This window comes from Streptacidiphilus sp. EB103A, assembly GCF_041261405.1.
Taxonomy (GTDB): Bacteria; Actinomycetota; Actinomycetes; order Streptomycetales; family Streptomycetaceae; genus Streptacidiphilus.
Window position 1 is genome coordinate 268,824 of the sequence record NZ_JBGCAQ010000010.1, and the last position, 16,648, is coordinate 285,471.

Genomic DNA, 16,648 nt, shown 5'->3' on the forward strand with positions numbered 1-16,648 from the left:
CCGCACGATGAAGTGGTACTGACCAGTAACTTATCAGGGAGAGGTCATGGCCATCGAGGTCACCAAGGTGACCGACCGGGCGGCACTGCGGGAGTTCTGCGAACTGCCGCTGCGCCTCCATACGCAGTCCCGCTACGTGCCCGTGCCGGAACGCCGGATCAGGGCCTGGTACGAGGGGACGGGACCGCAGCGTCGCTACGGACCCGTCGACCTCTATCTGGCCCGCGACCGCGGCGGCCGGGTGGTGGGGCGCACCTGCCTGCACCGCAACAGCGCGCTGGACGCCCGGGTCGGACGGCAGGTCCAGCTGTTCGGCCTCACCGAGTTCGCCGACGCGCGCAGCGATCCGGCGCTGGTGGTCGGCGGCGGCGACCCGGCCAAGGAACTGCTGGACCTGGCCGAGCAGGCGGCCACCGTGAGCGGCTGCGACCTGCTGCTCGGCCCGGTCGAGCTGCTGCCGGACCAGTCCCCCGGGGTGCTGGTCTCCGGCTTCGCCGAGCGCGGCTTCAGCGGCGGCGGCTGGAGCCCGGCCTACTACCCGGCCGCCTACGAGCGGCTGGGGTTCAGGCGGCGCTGGCCCGGCCGGACCTGGATCGTCGAGGGCCTGGACGACCCCGGGCGGCTGCGCCCCGAGAAGGCCTTCGTGGTGGACGAGCAGCGGATGCGGGACGAGGAGCTCCGGGTGCACCGGGGGAGCCGGCGCTCGCTGCGGCGGATTCTCCCCGTGCTGCGGCACATCCTCAACGCCTCCGCGGAGCAGGTGGAGCAGCGGACCGAGATCTCCGCCGCGGACTTCGCCGAGCGGGCGGCTGGGCTGAGCCGGGTGCTGGACGAGCGGCTGCCGCTCTACCTGACCAGGGCGGGTGAGCCGGTGGCCTTCCTGCTGGCTGTCCCGGACGTCTCCCCGTTCCTGGTGGCCACCCGGGGGCGGCCCTCGGAGTGGCAGCGGCTGGCGCTGCGCGCGGCGGCGTGGCGCGGGAACCACCCGGACGAGGCGGCGCTGGTCGCCTCGGGCACCCTGCCGCAGTGGCAGGGGCGGGGCTACCTCACCCTGCTGGCGCGCGAGCTCTACCGGGCGCTGGGGGAGGCGGGCTACCGGACCCTGCGCGGCTACCGGGTGCCGGAGGGGGACCGGGCCGCGGAGGCGCCGTACCGGGGGATGGGCGGGAGGCCGCTGCACCGGACGACCTTCTACGAGCGCAGGCTGCGCTAGGAGGGCTCCTGTGTTGGGGTGTGCGCGGGCTGGGCTGGAAGGTGCAGCGGGTTGCGTTCGGGGCACGGGCACGGGCGCAGGCGCAGGCAGAGGCGCAGTCGCAGGGCCTCAGGCCCGTACCGCACCGGTGACCAGCCAGGCCCCGGTGCGGGCCCGCAGGGTCAGGAAGAGCAGCCGGACGGTCATGCACAGGGCGATGGCGCCCCAGAGCGCGACCAGGCTGCCGCTGCCGACGGTCAGCGCGACCGGCGCGTACGCCGCCAGCGTGCCCAGCATGGCCCAGGCCAGGTAGGGGCCGTCGCCGGCGCCCATCAGCACGCCGTCCAGGACGAAGACGACGCCGCACACGGGCTGGGAGGCCGCGGCGATCAGCAGAACGGTGCCGAGCTGCTGCCTGACCGCGGGGTCGTCGGTGAACAGCGGCAGATAGAGGGGGCGCGCGAGCAGCAGCAGCGCGCCCAGCAGGACCCCGGTGCCAATACCCCACTCCACCATCCGCCGGGTCGCGGCGCGGGCTCCCCCGGTGTCGTCGGCGCCCAGGTAGCGGCCGATGATGGCCTGCCCGGCGATGGCGATCGCGTCCAGGGCGAAGGCCAGGAAGTTCCACAGTGACATGGCGATCTGCTGGGAGGCCATCGCCGTGTTGCCGAGCCTGGCGGCGACGGCGGTGGCGATGAGCAGGATGGCGCGCAGGCTGAGCGTGCGTACCAGCAGCGGCGCTCCGGCGGTGGCGCAGGCGCGGATGCCGGGCAGGTCGGGGCGCAGGTCGGCGCGGGTCCTGAGCAGTCCGAGCCGGCGCGCTCCCCTGGCGACGACGGCGAGATAGGTCGCGGCCATGCCCCACTGGGCGATCACCGTGCCGAGGGCGGAGCCGGCGATCCCGAGCCCGGCGCCGTAGACCAGGCCGAGGTTGAGCAGCAGATTGACGGTGAAGCCCGCCACGGCCACCGCCAGCGGGGTGCGGGTGTCCTGGAGACCGCGCAGCACGCCGGTGGCAGCCATGACGATCAGCATGGCGGGGATTCCGGCGGCGCTGATGCGCAGGTAGTCGACGGCGTAGGGGGTGGCGGTGGGGGAGGCGCCGAAGACCCGGATCAGCTCGGGGGCCAGTCCCACGGCCAGGGCGACGACGGGCACGGACAGGAAGACCGCCAGCCAGATGCCGTCGATGCCCTGCCGGACGGCGGCGCTGCGGTCGCCGGAGCCGACCCGGCGGGCGACGGCCGCCGTGGTGGCGTAGGCGAGGAAGACGAAGACCCCCACCAGGGTCGAGAGCAGCGAGGCGGCCACGCCCAGGCCGGCCAGCTGGGCGGTGCCGAGGTGGCCGACGATGGCGGAGTCCGCCATCAGGAACAGCGGTTCGGCGATGAGGGCGCCGAAGGCGGGTACCGCCAGGGTGAGGATCTCCCGGTTGTGCCCGGTCCGGCGGACGGGCGGCGGGGAGAGGGCGGGGGACATCGGTCGCATGGTCCTACCGTACTCATCCACAGGTAATATTCGCATGCCAGTTTCAGGTATTACGCCTGAGTGCTCCGAGTAGCGGTTCGCGCACCCCTGGTCGTGATCTTCATGCTCTGCGTGAAATTTTTCTCCTGCACAAGGGGTGATGGGTGTTATTCCAGGTCAGCGTGTTGACGGTGGAAAGATCTTCGGGTTATCCACAGGTTGTCCCCCGGACCGTGCACAGCTTGGGGTCGGTTCTCCACAGTCCGGGGCCCTTCATCCACATGGCCTGTGGATAACCATCTTGGCCGATGGGCTGATCCCCCCTTAGCGTGAGCGTTCCGCCGACGCGCCGCAGAGGGTGCAGGTGCCCCGGTGTCAGTGGGGTGCCGTATAGAAGAGAGTGACGGCGGGACGGCCGGGCACGGGGCGGAAACATCAGGAGGCGCGGCATGCAGCAGGGACGCGAAGGGGCCTCCGGCGGGGGTGCCCGGTGAGCGACGTGCCGTACGACGACCATGACGAGGTACCGCCCCCGGACGAGGAGTGGCCGCCGCCGCCGAGCCAGAGCCCGGGCGACCGGATGCCTTTCAAGGTCTTCAAGGGGAAGGGCGGCTCCGGCGGCAACCAGGCGGACCGCTCGTCCTACGACAACGCCGGAAGCAAGGGCGACTCGCGCGGCGACTCCGCCGCCTACGAGCGGGTCCCCCCGCAGGACCTCGCGGCCGAGCAGTCGGTGCTGGGTGGCATGCTGCTGTCCAAGGACGCGATCGCCGACGTCGTCGAGGTGCTGAAGCCGGTCGACTACTACCGCCCCGCGCACGAGCTGATCCACAGCGCCATTCTCGACCTCTACGCACGCGGCGAACCGGCCGACCCGATCACCGTCGCCAGCGAACTGGTCAAGCGCGGCGAGATCACCCGCGTCGGCGGCCCCTCCTACCTGCACACCCTGGTCAACTCGGTCCCCACCGCCGCCAACGCCGAGTACTACGCCGAGATCGTCCACGAGCGCGCGGTGCTGCGCCGCCTGGTCGAGGCCGGCACCCGCATCGCGCAGATGGGCTACGCCGCCGAGGGCGACGTCGACGAGATCGTCAACGCCGCCCAGGCCGAGATCTACGCCGTCACCGAGCAGCGCACCAACGAGGACTACGCCCCCCTGGGCGAGATCATGGAGGGTGCCCTCGACGAGATCGAGTCCATCGGCTCCCGCAGCGGCCAGATGTCCGGCGTCCCCACCGGCTTCGCCGACCTGGACTCCCTCACCAACGGCCTGCACCCGGGCCAGATGATCGTCGTGGCGGCGAGGCCCGCGATGGGTAAATGCGTCGTGTCCACGACAGTCATTGTCGAGGCCGACAGCGGCGAGCGCATTACGGTCGAGGATTTTGTACGGCGAGGTCGGGCCGGTGAGCGGCTGACCGTGCACACCCTTCGGGATGACTGGAAGTTGGCCCCGATCAGGCCGTCCGACTTCATCCCGAACGGTCGCCGGGCGACCTTCAAACTTACGACCCAGCTCGGCCGGAGCATCGTGGCCACAGCGAACCATCCCTTCCGCACGCTGCGCGGTTGGGTTTCCCTGGAGGAATTGCGTCCAGGTGATCGCATCGCGGTGGCTCGCTCCTTGCCGTGTCTGCCTTCGGTCGAGTTGCCCAGCTCCCTGGTGGCGCTTACGGGCTACCTTCTGGGAGACGGCTCCCTGACGAGCGCTACGCCGCAGTTGACCGCCTGTTCCGAAGCGATCCGCACGGACGCCGCGCGATGGGCAAAGGACTCCCTGCTTCGGGTGCATCATGCAGTACCTCGGGGATGCAGTGACGCAGACTGCTCCCTCCTCGGTGTCCGCGAGCACGAGCACCCCTCCCGGCTGGGCTTCTCTGCTGCGACGCTGGGACAGAACCCGCTGACGGCCCGGTTGGCGGAATGGGGCCTGATGGGGGCGAGCAGCCACACCAAGTTCGTTCCCGAGGCTTTCTTCCGGCTCCCTGAGCACCAGATCGCCCTCTTCCTGTCCCGTCTCTACGCCACTGATGGCTGGGCCTCGGTTTCCAAGCCTGCGAACCAACCGCAGATCGGCTACTGCTCCGTCAGCAAGCGGCTGGCCGACGATGTCGCTCATCTGCTGCTCCGCCTCGGCATCGTGGCCAAGGTGGTCCGCCGTACCGTCGCCTATCAGGGCGAACGGCGGGTCGCGTTCCAGGTGCTCATCCATGACATCGACCAGATCCGCACGTTCGCGGCGCGGGTCGGCATCTTCTCGAAGGAGCGCCAGGTCGAGGAGGTCCTCGCGGCCTGCGGCGACCGGGTTGGTCAGCCCAACCTCGATCTGATCCCCTCTGAGGTGTGGGACCTGATCAAGGCGGAGAAGGGTGACCGCAGTTGGGCCGAGATCAGCGCCCGCACAGGGCGCTCCCGCACGCACAACTGGCATGTCGGACAGCAGGTCAGTCGCCACCGGCTGCTGGAACTTGCGAAGGCCCTGAACTCTCAGATGCTGGCGGACATTGCCACCTCTGATGTCCAGTGGGACCGGGTCGAATCCGTGGTTCCGGACGGAGAAGCCGAGGTCTACGACCTCACGGTGGACGGTACGCACAACTTCGTCGCCAACGACATCGTCGTCCACAACTCCACGTTGGCTCTGGACTTTGCCCGTTCCTGTTCGGTGAAGCACAAGATTCCGAGCGTTTTCTTCTCCCTGGAAATGGGGCGCAACGAGATCGCCATGCGTCTGCTCTCGGCGGAGGCCAGGGTCGCGCTGCACCATATGCGCTCCGGGAACATGACCGACGAGGACTGGACCCGATTGGCGCGGCGGATGCCGGAGTTGAACGATTCTCCGCTCTTCATCGACGACTCCCCCAACCTGTCGATGATGGAGATCCGGGCCAAGTGCCGGCGGCTGAAGCAGCGCAACGACCTGCGGCTGGTGGTGATCGACTACCTCCAGCTGATGCAGAACGGCGGCTCGCGGCGGCCCGAGAGCCGGCAGCAGGAGGTCTCCGAGATGTCGCGAAACCTCAAGCTGCTCGCCAAGGAGCTCGAGCTGCCAGTCATCGCGCTGTCGCAGCTGAACCGTGGTCCCGAACAGCGAACGGACAAAAGGCCGATGGTTTCAGACCTTCGCGAAAGTGGATCTATCGAACAAGATGCCGACATGGTCATTTTGTTGCATCGCGAGGACGCATATGAAAAGGAATCACCCCGCGCCGGCGAGGCTGACCTGATCGTGGCCAAGCACCGCAACGGGCCCACCGCGACGATCACCGTGGCCTTCCAGGGTCACTACTCCCGCTTCGTGGACATGGCCCAGAGCTGAGCAAGTGGATCCGGGCCAGGCAGGCTGCTTCTCGGAGCACTGGCTAGTTCTTGGCAGCCAGCAGTTGCAGCTCCTGGAATTGCCGCTTGTCGGTGGGCTTCGGCTCGCACAGAACCCGGGCGACCTGGCTCACGCCGACGTCGCGCAGCAGCCCCGTCAGGTGGTCCGGCGACCAACGGTAGGCCGTTACCACCGAGTGGTCGAAGGACTGCGTCGGGATCGCAGGGTCGTCGGTGGCGAAACAGCTGATCAGCAACTGGCCGCCGGGGGCCAGGACCCGGGCAATCTCTGCGACCACGGACGGCAGGTCCTGCGGCGGGGTGTGGATGATCGAGTACCGCGAGAGCACCCCGCTCAGCGCACCGTCCGCGATGTCGAGCGATGCCATCGAGCCCACCTCGAATCGCAGATCCGGGTTGGCCTCCCGGGCCAGCCCGATCATTGCGGGCGACGCGTCGACGCCGAAGGCACGCAGCCCCAACCCCCGCAGATGGGCGGTGACATGCCCCGGCCCGCACCCCAGATCTGCGACCTCGCCGTCACCACCCGCACGCACGGACTCGGCGAACGCGGCGAGCAGTGCCCGCTCCAACGGTCGGTCGAGCAGGGTGTCGGCGAACTGCTGCGCGTAGAGCGCAGCGACGGCGTCGTAGGCGTCGCGGGTGGCGTGGAGGGAGTCGGGTTCGATCATTCGGGGACTGTAGCGGACGCCACTGACACGTTGACGGTGCGCGGATCGACGTGAGCCGCAGCGTATCGGGAAGGTCTGATTGCGTGCCAACATCGTCGGCTGGGGCGGCCGTTGTGGGTGGGTCGGTCACCAGGGCAGCGGGCCGTCGGCGTCGGTGTAGGTGCCGGTGGGGCCGTCCGGGGTGAGCTGGGCCATGCGGACGATGATCTCGGCGCCCTGTTCGACGGTCTGGATGCCGGTGTTGCCGTTGAGGTCCGTCTTGGTGAAGCCGGGCTCGACGGCGTTGATGCGCATGTTCGGGAACGCCTTGGCGTACTGCACGGTGACCATGTTGACGGCGGTCTTGGAGGCCGGGTAGGCGACGCCGGGGTAGGCGTAGGTGGGGGTGTCGGCGGTGGTGACGCGAGTGAGCGAGGCCAGGCCGCTGCTGAGGTTGACGATGACCGGGGCGGCGGAGCGCTGCAGCAGCGGGAGGAACGCGTGGGTGACGCGTACCGTCCCGAAGACGTTGGTTTCGAATGTGCTCCGCATCAGGTCGGCGGTGAGGTCCGCGGCACCGATGATGCCGTTGTCCTCGGCCCGCTCCTCCACGCCGGCGTTGTTGACCAGCACGTCCAGGCCGCCGTCGGCCTCGATGGTCTTCGCCGCCGCGGCGACCGAGGCGTCGTCGGTGATGTCGATGACGACCAGCCGCGCGCCCAACTGCTCGGCGGCGCGACGGCCGCGCTCCGGGTCCCGGCTGCCGATGTACACGGTGTGGCCTGCGGCGATGAGTTGACGGGCGGCCTCGAAGCCGAGCCCCTTGTTCGCTCCGGTGATCAGTGTCGTTGTCATGCCTCCACGATGCTGCGCGGCGATGCCGTCAGCCAGGCGTCCGGTCTTCCTGGGACTGCCAGTACCAGGCACCCGCGGGCGGGGCGGTGCACAGTGGTGGCATGGCGACCACGGAGTTCGGGCGAACGGTGCGGCGCTGGCGTGACCGGGTCCCGCCGGAGGCGGCCGGGCTGCCGGTCGGCGGCCATCGGCGCGCGGCCGGACTGCGCCGGGAGGAGCTGGCGTTGCTGGCCGGGATCTCGGTCGACTATGTCACCCGCCTCGAACAGGGCCGGGCGGCCAACCCGTCGGAGCAGGTCGTGGAAGCGCTGGGGCGGGCGCTGCGACTGAACGGGGACGAGCGTGAGCATCTGTTCCGGGTCGCCGGGCTGGTTGCGCCGGGACGGGGCACGGTGCCCGCCTACATCACGCCCAGCGTGCAGCGGATGCTGGACCGGCTGACCGGGACGCCGGTCGCGGTCTCCGACGCGGCGTGGACGCTGCTGCTGGCCAATCCGCTCTACACCGCGTTGATGGGTGAACGGCACGGCAAGGAGCGCAACGGGGCGTGGCGGAACTTCCTCGGCTCGGGCAGCCGGGTCCGCCACACGCCGGAGTCCCGGCGGGCGTTGGAGACCGCGGTCGTCTCCGACCTGCGTGCGACGGCCGGCCGCTACCCGGCGGACCTGCGTCTGCGGCGCCTGATCGCTGACCTGCGCGGCAACAGCGAGCGGTTCGCCGAGCTGTGGGACTCCGGCGCGGTGGGACACCAGGAGGCGTCGCGCAAGACCATCGACCACCCGCAGGTGGGATCGCTGACGCTGGACTGCGACGTGCTCAGCGTCGCGGGCAGCGATCTGCGGATCATGGTCTACACGGCCGAACCCGGCACCGAGGACGCCGAGCGGCTGGCGCTGCTGGCGGTGATCGGCACGCAGGCACTCGTGAAAGCTGCTGCTGAAGGCCCCACGTGAAACCGCCGGAGTGGGTCAGCCGTCGAGCTCGGCGGCGCGGCGGGTGCGGCGGGCGAAGACGGCCTCGCGGCGTTCGGCGGTCTGGCGGAGCGCGTCCTTGCGGTCGCGCTTGGACAGCCGGTCCAGGTAGAGCCGCCCTTCGAGGTGGTCGGTCTCGTGCTGCAGGCACCGGGCGAAGTAGCCCTTGCCCTCGATGACCAGCGGGTTCCCGTCCTTGTCGAAGCCGCGGGCGGTGGTGCGCGCGGTGCGCGGGACGACCATGTCGGCGCCGGGCACCGAGAGGCAGCCCTCGGCGTCGTCGATCAGCCGGCGGGTGGCCGGGTCGGGCTGGTCCAGGACCGGGTTGGCGATGTGGCCGACATGGCGGACGCCGTCCTCGTCCAGGCAGTCGAAGACGAACAGCCGCAGGTCGACGTCGACCTGGTTGGCGGCCAGTCCCGCGCCCTCGGCGACATGCATGGTCCGGAACATGTCGTCGACCAGCCGGGACAGTTCCGGGCTGCCGAACTCGGCGCCGGTCACCTGGCGGCAGCGCCGCTGCAGGATCTCCTCGCCGACCTCGGTGATCCGCAGCACCGACCCGCGCCGCGCCTCCGGCGGCAGCGCCGGGTAGGAGTCGACCGGCTCGCCCTGGACGCGGACGCGGCGGTCCACCGTGCTGCGGGAGGTGTGCCGGCTGTGGATCAGGGGCGTCTCGGACATCGATTCCTCGCTCGGGGCGTGGGGACGCTTGTGGAGTGCTTTGCAAAGTAGCAGACTTTGCAAAGTGACCGAGGAAGATCTGCGGAACGACGCCGGGGTGCTGCCGCACCATCCGGTGCGCGAGGGGCTGCTTGAACTGCTCGCCGGGGGCGGCACGCTCACCTCCACCGAGGCGGCGGCGCGGCTCGGGTACAGCTCGGGCCTGTGCTCGTTCCATCTGCGGCAGTTGGCACGCTACGGGCTGATCGAGGAGGCCCCGCACAGCGGCGGCCGGGCGCGGCCGTGGCGGCTGCGCGTGGAGGAGCCGGAACCAAAGGCGCTGCCGACTGAGGGCTTCGGTGAGCTGGCGCGCGGGCTGGAGGACGAGAGCTACCAGCGTTGGCTGGACCAGCGGGACCATGCGCCGGAGCAGTGGCAGGGCAGGGACGAGGCGTTCAGCGCCGTCGTCTACCTCACCCCGGAGGAGCTGAACGGGGTGGCCGAGGCGGTGCGGCAGGTGCTGGCCGGTTACCGGCAGCGCGAGCAGCGGCCGGAGAGCCGTCCGGACGGGGCCCTGCCGGTGGCCCTGATCGCCCGGCTGTTCCCGTTGCTGCCCGGTGGGCCGGACAGCAACAGGCCGGACAGCAACGGGTCGGGCGGTGGCGGTACCGGCTGATCAGCCCGTGGGGGAGGCACTGCTGACCGCTGGTCAGGGCAGCAGGACGATCTTTCCGCGGCCGCCGCCCTGCTCGCCGAGCCGGTGGGCGGCGGGGGCGTCCGCCAGCGGGAAGGTGGCGCGGACCGGGGCCGACAGCGTGCCCGCCGCGTGCAGGGCGAGCGCCCGGGCCAGGCCCTCGGTGGCGGTGTCGGCGCTCCCACCGCTGGTGAAGGCGACCCCGAGCGGGCCCGCCTCCTGGGGATCGGCGATGGTGATGACCCGTTCGGGGCCGCCCACCAGCGCCACGGAGTCCGCCAGGACCCCGGCGCCGCTGGTGTGCAGCACCGCGGTCACCGGCTCGCCGGCCGCTGCCTCGCGGACCCGGTCGATCACCCCGTCCCCGTAGCGCACCGGGGTGGCGCCCAGCGAACGCAGCGCCTCCTGGTCCCGCTCCCCCGCCGTGCCGATCACCCGGACGCCGTCCGCGACCGCGAACTGGACGGCCAGGGTGCCGACCGATCCGGCGGCGCCGTGGATCAGCAGGGTCTCCCCCGGCTTCAGGTTCAGCAGCCCCAGGCCCCGTACCGACGTCTCGGCGGCGACCGGAAGTGCCGCCGCGGTCGCCACCGGGAGGTCGGCGGGCCGGGCGGCCAGGGTGGCGGCCTCCGCGAGGGCGTACTCGGCGTAGGCGGCGACAGCCGAACCGAACACCTCGTCGCCGATCTGCCAGGAGTCGACGCCCGGACCGGTGGCGACCACCGTTCCGGCCGCCTCCAGGCCCAGGACGTGCGGGAAGTTCACCGGGAAGACCCCCTGCATGAATCCGCGCCGGATCTTCCAGTCGAGCGGGTTGACGGCCGCGGCGGTGACGCGGAGCAGGACCTGCCCGGGGCCGGGCCGCGGGACGGCCTCCTCGGTGAGCCGCAGTTCGTCGGGTTCGCCGTACGCGCTGAAGGAGACGGCCTTGGCGCTGGTGGGGAGGGTCAGGTCGGACATCGTGATCGCCTTCGTCCTGGGGTAGTGGGGCAGTGGGGTCGTGAAGCGGTGACGCCGTGTGCGGGGCGGGGGTTCCGCTCCCAGGACGAGAGTTCCACGGGACGGCCGGAGCGACGAGCGGAGCGCTTTCCCTAGGACCGGAAATCCTGGGATCCGGTCAGACGGCGGTGCCGACGCCGTTCGGGCGGGACTGACAGCCGGCCGACTGCTCCTCGGCACGGCCCCGGCGGAGCAGGGAGAGAGCCAGCGGGCCGAAGGCGGCGCTGTAGAGCAGGGCGCCGACCGGCATCAGGTCCAGGCTCGCCGCCATGACCAGGGTGCCGAGCAGGACGCAGAGGGGTGCGTGCAGGCCGATGCGGCGGGGGCGGCCGAGGGCGAGTGCGCCGGTGAGCAGGAGCAGTCCGAGGTAGAAGAACGCCGGGACGACCGAGTAGAGCAGCGGGGTGACCCCCGGGTGGCTCTGGAAGTGGTCGTAGCGGGTGTTCATGGCGGCCCGGTCGGCGGAGACGGCCCCCACGTAGAGGTCGACGGCGGCCTGGCCGAGGACCGCGCCGATGCCCAGCAGGCCGAGGACGGTGCCTGCCGTGGCGGTCGCCCGGCGGGCGGGTCCGGAACCGGCGGCAGTCCGACGGAGCGTGAGCATGGCGGGGACGAAACAGAGGAGGCCCAGGACCAGCAGGATGTGGCCTGCCGTCCACCCCGGCCCCGGGCCGTGGTGTCCGTCGAGCAGCCGGACCACCCCGTAGCCGAGCAGCAGCAGCGGTCCGGCCAGGAGGGCGGTGCCTGTGGTGGTCAACTCGCCTGCGGAGATGGAGTTCTGGGTGCTGCTCTGCGTCGTCGGGGTCATGGGGGAAGCATCTCGGGGGCCGCAGCCCGGGCACATCGGTCATGTCCCTGAGCCGCCCCTGAGCCGACCCCGACGCGATACTGGGGTCGTGTACCAGGAAAGGGCGGCGGTCGCGGTGCCCGGCGCGGTGCTGTGGACGCGCTGGACCGGGCCGGACGACGAGCGGTTCAGGGTGCTCCCTGACGGCTGCATGGACCTGCTCTGGATGGGCGGGGTGCTGGCAGTCGCGGGGCCGGACACCGTGGCGCATGTGGGGGAAAGCAGGGCCGGGGACACCATCACGGGTCTGCGGTTCGCCCCGGGGACGGCGGCATCGGTGCTCGGCGTGCCGGCCTGGGAGCTGCGGGACCGCAGGGTCGCCCTGGACGGACTCTGGCCGGACCGGGTGGTCCGGGAACTGACGGAGCGGCTGGGGGCCGCGGCGGATCCAGCTGCGGAACTGGAGGCCGTCGCGGCGCCGCGGCTGCGCGGGGTCGAGCCGGACCGGGTCCGTGCCGGGGTGCTGGACGGCCTGCGGCGCGGGGTGCGGGTGGCCGTGCTGGCGGACGAGTTGGGGTTGAGTGAGCGTCAGTTGCGGCGGCGATGCCTGGAGTTGTTCGGCTACGGGCCCAAGGTGCTGGACCGGGTGCTGCGGCTGGACCGGGCGCTGGCCGCGGCGCGGAGCGGTGCGCCGTTCGCGCTGGTCGCGGCGGACGCGGGCTACGCCGACCAGCCGCATCTGGCCCGGGAGGTGCGGGCGCTGGCCGGCGTGCCGCTGGGGGAACTGCTCGGGGTGGCTTCCTTGGGTCAGGACGGCAGTGGGGCGAAGAGGTCGGTGGGGTTGCCGTCCGGATCCAGGACGACGGCGTAGCGCTGCCCCCAGAAGGCGTCCCAGGGTTCCCGGTGCGAGCGGTAGCCGGCCGCGGTGAGCTCCGCGTACACCTTGTCGACCTCGGCGGGGTCGTCGCAGCGGAAGGCGAGCGCACTGCGATGACCGCCCTGCGGCGGCGTCCAGCCGGGGTCGAGGCTGCGCACGGTCTCGACGGTGTCCCAGGCGACGCGGAACCCGCCGGGCAGCGCGGCCTCGACATGGGGCTCGCCCTCGGCCCCGTCGGGAAGGTCGAGGCCCAGGCGGCGGTAGAAGGCGAGCGCGGCCGCCATGTCGGCGGTGACGATACTGATGAGATCAAGTCGGGGAGTCATACGGCCACGCTAGGCGGCAGGAGCCCCAGCGGTCTTGAACGAATCGGACGCGCCCCAGCCGTGGTCCACGGTGCGGGCGGCGTGGCGGGGCCGGTAGGGGGCGCGGAGCAGTTGGCGGCCGAGTACTGGCATATCGGAGCCCCATCCGGGCCCGGTTGGGGAGGCTGACTCCGCGCAGGGGCAGCGGCTCGAACAGCTTGCTCAGCGGTCGTCCGCGGCGCCGGCTCACCCGTTCGCGCGGGGGAGGCGGCGGGGGCCACCCGATGCGCGCAGGCTGGGGGGACGATCACCCGCAGCGGAGGAGTAGCGCGATGACGCACAGCGAGGCCGGGGACGTCGGCGCTGGAGCCGTGGAGTTGGTGGTGGAGGTCTTCACCGGCCCCGAGGCGTCGTTCTTCAGCACGTCCGCGCTGGTCCACGGCCCGACCGAGGCGCTGCTCGTCGACACCCAGCTGACCCTGAGCGCGGGGCGGGAGCTCGCCGAGTGGGTCGCCGGGCGGACCCGTCGGCTGACGGCGGTGCTGATCACCCACCCGCATCCGGACCACTACTTCGGCACCGAGGAGATCCTCCGGCTCTTTCCCGGGACTCCGGTGTACGCGGTGCCCGAGGTGATCGAGGGAGTCCTCGCCACCGGTCTCGCCAAGGTGGCCGAGTGGCAGCCGGTGTTCGGCGACGACGTCACCTCCTTCCCGGTCGTGCCGGGTCCGCTGCCGGGCCACAGGCTACGGGTGGACGGCGCCGACGTGGACGTGCTGGAGCTGGGCCAGGGCGACTGCTCGGCGAGCAGCGTGGTCCACGTCCCGAGCGCGGACGCGCTGATCGCCGGCGACCTGGTCTACAACGGGACGCACCTCTGGACCGCGGAGACGACGCCCGGGCAGCGCGCCGACTGGATGGCCAACCTGGAGGTGCTGCGCGGCCTGGGCACGGCCAGGGTGGTGGCCGGGCACCGGGCCCCCGGGCAGGACGACGACACCGGGCGGGTACTGGACTTCACCGCCGACTATCTGCGCGCCTTCGACGCCCGCCTGGTGGAGCACCCCCATGACGCGGCGGCGCTGGTGGCCGCGATGAACGCGACCTACGCCGAGCTGACCCTGCCGGTGCTGCTGGAGATCAGTGCGGCCGCCAACACCGCGGGGGAAGCGACGGAGGAAGCGGGGGACGAGGAGTAGGTCGCGCTGGCCTTGACGTCGGCGTCAAGGTCTACCGTCGTGGTCAGTGGCACGGCGGAAGGCGGGGCAGGGAGATGCGGATCGGTGAGCTGGCGCAGCGTGCGGGGACGACGACGCGCACCCTGCGGTACTACGAGTCGCGCGGACTGCTGCCGGCCCGGCGGGCGGTGAACGGCTACCGCGCGTACGGCGAGGAGGACCTGCGGCTGCTGCGGCAGATCAGACTGCTGCAGGACTTCGGATTCGAGCTGGAGGAGACCCGGCCGTTCGTCGACTGCCTGCGCGCGGGACACCCCTCCGGGGATTCCTGTCCGGCCTCGCTGGAGGTCTACCGGCGCAAGCTCGCGGAGATCGACGAGTGCCTGGAGCGTCTGCAGACGGTGCGCGAGCAGGTCCGCGGGCAACTGCTGCGAGCGCAGGTGGGGGCGTCGGCGGAGCACCCGGGCGAACCGCTGTGCGAAGTGAAGCCGAGTGAATGGGTGGAGGGGAACTGAGATGGTCATGAGTACCGATGTGGTGAAAGTTACGGACGAGACGTTCGCGTCCGAAGTCCTGGGATCCGGATTTCCGGTTCTGGTGGACTTCACGGCGGACTGGTGCCCGCCCTGCCGGATGCTGGCGCCGGTGCTGGCGGATGTCGCCAGGGAACAGCAGGGAAGGCTGAAGGTGGTGACGATCGATGTCGACGCCAACCCCGTGACGCAGGCCGCCTACGGGGTGCTCTCGATGCCGACACTGATCGTCTTTCAGGGCGGTGAGCCGGTGAAGTCACTGGTGGGAGCACGTCCCAAGCGCCGGCTGCTGCAGGAGCTCGAGGAGTGGTGCGCCGACTGACGGTGGTTCGGGGGGCGTGTGGGAACTGCGGACGGTAGCGCGTTTGCGTCTCGCGCGCCCCATTCTTCTCACTATTTATGGGATGAGCTGTTTGCTCATGCCACGCTGCGGTTGGCAGGAGGTCTGCCCGCCGCCGCCGCACGAATCGTCGCTGTCGGACTGCGCTGATACGACGGGAGAAGAAACCGAAAGGTGTCGATCGGAAGCGCTCTCAATCGAAACGGCCTGCCGCGAATTCGGCAGCCGAAACAGTCGAAGTCGTCCTCAGGACAGTCACAACCCCCGCTCACGCCGCCCCCGCCTCCTCCCCCGCCGCCGTCGTCTCCGTCTCCTCTGCCGTCCGGGAACCAGGAGGAGCCGGTCGCCCAGGAGGCGATACCCGGGCCGGCGCCGACCCCGGCCGTGGTGGACAACCTGCCCGCGCGCCCTTCCTATGCGCCGATCATCAGGGACGCGCCCGGGCTCAACTGGGTGGGTCCCGGGGACGCCTGGTCCCGGGCCTGGGGTGTCACGGAGCGGCAGCCGTACAGCGCTCCGGTCCTGCCCGCTCCGATCCTGCCGGCGGTGGGGACGTTCGGCGCTGGGTCAGGCCTCCCGGCGATGCCGTCGGCGCCCCCGCTGCTGCTGCCCAACGCCGCCGTGGCGGTGGTACCGCTGGCCGGGCGAGGCCAGGCCGCGGCGTCGGCAGGGCCGACCGCCGACGACATCGCGCTGGTGCGGCGCAGCCTCGGCGTGCTGGAGTCCGTCGCGGACCGGGCCACCGCGCACTTCTACGCGGTGCTGTTCCTGCGCCACCCCGAGTTGCGCGCGCTCTTCCCGGCCGCCATGGACCTGCAGCGCGACCGCCTGTTCCGGGCCCTGCTGGTGGCGGGCCGGGCGGCCGACGAGCCGGCCGCACTGACCGAGTACCTGGACCGGCTGGCCAGGGGGCACCGCAAGTACGGGGTCCGCAACGAGCACTACGGTCCGGTCGGCGAGGCACTGCTGGCGGCGCTGGAACGTTACTGCGGGCGGTACTGGGATCCGGAGACCGAGATCGCCTGGCGCCGGATCTACCGGGTCATCTCCGAGGTGATGATGGCCTCGGCCGAGGCCGACGCCCAGGTCTCACCCGCTTCCTGGCAGGCCGAGGTGGTCGCCGTCGACCGCAGGGCCGGTGAGGTCGCGGTGGTCACCCTGCGCACCGACCAGCGCTACCCCTACCTGGCGGGGCAGTACACGACGCTGGAGGTTCCGTTGTGGCCGCGGGTGTGGCGGCACTACTCGCCGGCCGGCGCCCCGCGCGACGACGGACTGGTGGTGCTGCACGTCAAGGCGGTTCCGGCGGGCTGGGTGAGCAACGCCCTGGTCCATAGGACCAGTCCGGGGGACGTGCTCAGGCTGGGGCCCGCGGCGGGGACGATGCACGTCGACCACGACGGCGACGCTCCGCTGCTGCTGATCGGCGGCGGCACCGGGATCGCCCCGCTCATCGCCATCGTCGAGGCGGTCGCCGAGCACGGCCGGGCGCGCACCGTCGAGGTGTTCTACGGCGCACGGCGGGAGCAGGATCTGTACGCCAGGCAGGAGTTGGAGGCACTGGCCCGGCGGCACCGCTGGCTCGCGGTGCACACCGCGGTGTCCGAGGGACGGCCGGAGGGGGCGGGTTTCTCGGGGTCGCTCCCGGCGGTGGTCGACCGCTACGGGCCGTGGGACGAGTACGAGGCGTTCGTGAGCGGACCGCCGGCGATGATCCGCAGGACCGTCGCGGTGCTGCGTGAGGAGGGGGTGCAGGGCGACCGGATCCACCACGACCTGTCCGACCCGGCGTGAC

Annotated in this window: 16 protein-coding genes; 9 read left to right on the forward strand and 7 right to left on the reverse strand. The window is 71.4% G+C overall.

Going from position 1 to position 16,648, the window contains the following annotated elements:
• Positions 1 to 46 precede the first annotated feature (46 nt).
• Positions 47 to 1,213 carry a hypothetical protein gene (locus tag ABH941_RS18795; protein ID WP_370130501.1) on the forward strand — a complete coding sequence of 389 codons (1,167 nt, stop codon included), beginning with the start codon at positions 47 to 49 and terminating at the stop codon, positions 1,211 to 1,213.
• Between the two features lie 108 nt (positions 1,214 to 1,321).
• Here ABH941_RS18795 and ABH941_RS18800 read toward each other — a convergent pair whose 3' ends face one another.
• Positions 1,322 to 2,671 carry an MATE family efflux transporter gene (locus ABH941_RS18800; protein ID WP_370130561.1) on the reverse strand — a complete coding sequence of 450 codons (1,350 nt, stop codon included), beginning with the start codon at positions 2,669 to 2,671 and terminating at the stop codon, positions 1,322 to 1,324.
• Between the two features lie 568 nt (positions 2,672 to 3,239).
• On the opposite strand from ABH941_RS18800, the gene dnaB reads away from it, so the two are divergent.
• A complete protein-coding gene (dnaB, locus tag ABH941_RS18805) occupies positions 3,240 to 5,981 on the forward strand; it encodes a replicative DNA helicase (protein ID WP_370130563.1) in 2,742 nt (913 codons plus the stop codon).
• A gap of 43 nt (positions 5,982 to 6,024) precedes the next feature.
• Here the strand turns inward: dnaB and ABH941_RS18810 are convergent, their stop codons facing one another.
• Together ABH941_RS18810 and ABH941_RS18815 are read right to left on the reverse strand one after the other, a co-directional pair.
• Entirely contained in the window at positions 6,025 to 6,672 is a 648-nt protein-coding gene (locus tag ABH941_RS18810; protein WP_370130502.1) for a class I SAM-dependent methyltransferase, read from the reverse strand.
• 126 nt (positions 6,673 to 6,798) lie between these two features.
• The gene (locus ABH941_RS18815) at positions 6,799 to 7,506 is read right to left on the reverse strand and encodes an SDR family NAD(P)-dependent oxidoreductase (protein ID WP_370130503.1); all 708 of its coding nucleotides are present in this window, start codon (positions 7,504 to 7,506) and stop codon (positions 6,799 to 6,801) included.
• Positions 7,507 to 7,607: 101 nt separating this feature from the next.
• Here ABH941_RS18815 and ABH941_RS18820 point away from each other — a divergent pair, with 101 nt between their 5' ends.
• Positions 7,608 to 8,459, forward strand: a complete 852-nt coding sequence (locus tag ABH941_RS18820) for a helix-turn-helix transcriptional regulator (RefSeq protein WP_370130504.1) — start codon at positions 7,608 to 7,610, stop codon at positions 8,457 to 8,459.
• A gap of 15 nt (positions 8,460 to 8,474) precedes the next feature.
• Here ABH941_RS18820 and def read toward each other — a convergent pair whose 3' ends face one another.
• Positions 8,475 to 9,161, reverse strand: coding sequence for a peptide deformylase (gene def, locus ABH941_RS18825; RefSeq protein WP_370130505.1), 687 nt, complete (start codon positions 9,159 to 9,161; stop codon positions 8,475 to 8,477).
• 64 nt (positions 9,162 to 9,225) lie between these two features.
• Between def and ABH941_RS18830 the strand changes: the two genes are divergently transcribed.
• On the forward strand, positions 9,226 to 9,816 hold the full coding sequence (locus ABH941_RS18830; RefSeq protein WP_370130506.1) for a helix-turn-helix domain-containing protein: 591 nt from the start codon (positions 9,226 to 9,228) through the stop codon (positions 9,814 to 9,816).
• Positions 9,817 to 9,849: 33 nt separating this feature from the next.
• Here ABH941_RS18830 and ABH941_RS18835 read toward each other — a convergent pair whose 3' ends face one another.
• Complete coding sequence (locus ABH941_RS18835; RefSeq protein WP_370130507.1) at positions 9,850 to 10,794, reverse strand: NADP-dependent oxidoreductase; 945 nt, start codon at positions 10,792 to 10,794, stop codon at positions 9,850 to 9,852.
• Positions 10,795 to 10,951: 157 nt separating this feature from the next.
• A complete protein-coding gene (locus ABH941_RS18840) occupies positions 10,952 to 11,641 on the reverse strand; it encodes a hypothetical protein (RefSeq protein WP_370130508.1) in 690 nt (229 codons plus the stop codon).
• Between the two features lie 88 nt (positions 11,642 to 11,729).
• Between ABH941_RS18840 and ABH941_RS18845 the strand changes: the two genes are divergently transcribed.
• Entirely contained in the window at positions 11,730 to 12,491 is a 762-nt protein-coding gene (locus ABH941_RS18845; protein ID WP_370130509.1) for a helix-turn-helix domain-containing protein, read from the forward strand.
• Here ABH941_RS18845 and ABH941_RS18850 read toward each other — a convergent pair.
• Positions 12,428 to 12,823 (reverse strand): VOC family protein, encoded by a 396-nt coding sequence (locus ABH941_RS18850; RefSeq protein WP_370130510.1) that lies wholly within the window; start codon positions 12,821 to 12,823, stop codon positions 12,428 to 12,430. The genes ABH941_RS18845 and ABH941_RS18850 overlap by 64 nt on opposite strands.
• 311 nt (positions 12,824 to 13,134) lie before the next feature.
• On the opposite strand from ABH941_RS18850, the gene ABH941_RS18855 reads away from it, so the two are divergent.
• From ABH941_RS18855 to ABH941_RS18870, 4 genes are all read left to right on the forward strand, one after another.
• Positions 13,135 to 14,001, forward strand: coding sequence for an MBL fold metallo-hydrolase (locus ABH941_RS18855; protein ID WP_370130511.1), 867 nt, complete (start codon positions 13,135 to 13,137; stop codon positions 13,999 to 14,001).
• A 74-nt stretch (positions 14,002 to 14,075) separates the two neighbouring features.
• Positions 14,076 to 14,495: a MerR family transcriptional regulator gene (locus tag ABH941_RS18860; protein WP_370130512.1), complete on the forward strand. Its 420-nt coding sequence runs from the start codon at positions 14,076 to 14,078 to the stop codon at positions 14,493 to 14,495.
• Between the two features lies 1 nt (position 14,496).
• Positions 14,497 to 14,835 carry a thioredoxin gene (trxA, locus tag ABH941_RS18865; RefSeq protein ID WP_370130513.1) on the forward strand — a complete coding sequence of 113 codons (339 nt, stop codon included), beginning with the start codon at positions 14,497 to 14,499 and terminating at the stop codon, positions 14,833 to 14,835.
• 405 nt (positions 14,836 to 15,240) lie between these two features.
• Positions 15,241 to 16,647, forward strand: a complete 1,407-nt coding sequence (locus tag ABH941_RS18870) for a globin domain-containing protein (protein WP_370130514.1) — start codon at positions 15,241 to 15,243, stop codon at positions 16,645 to 16,647.
• Position 16,648 lies beyond the last annotated feature (1 nt).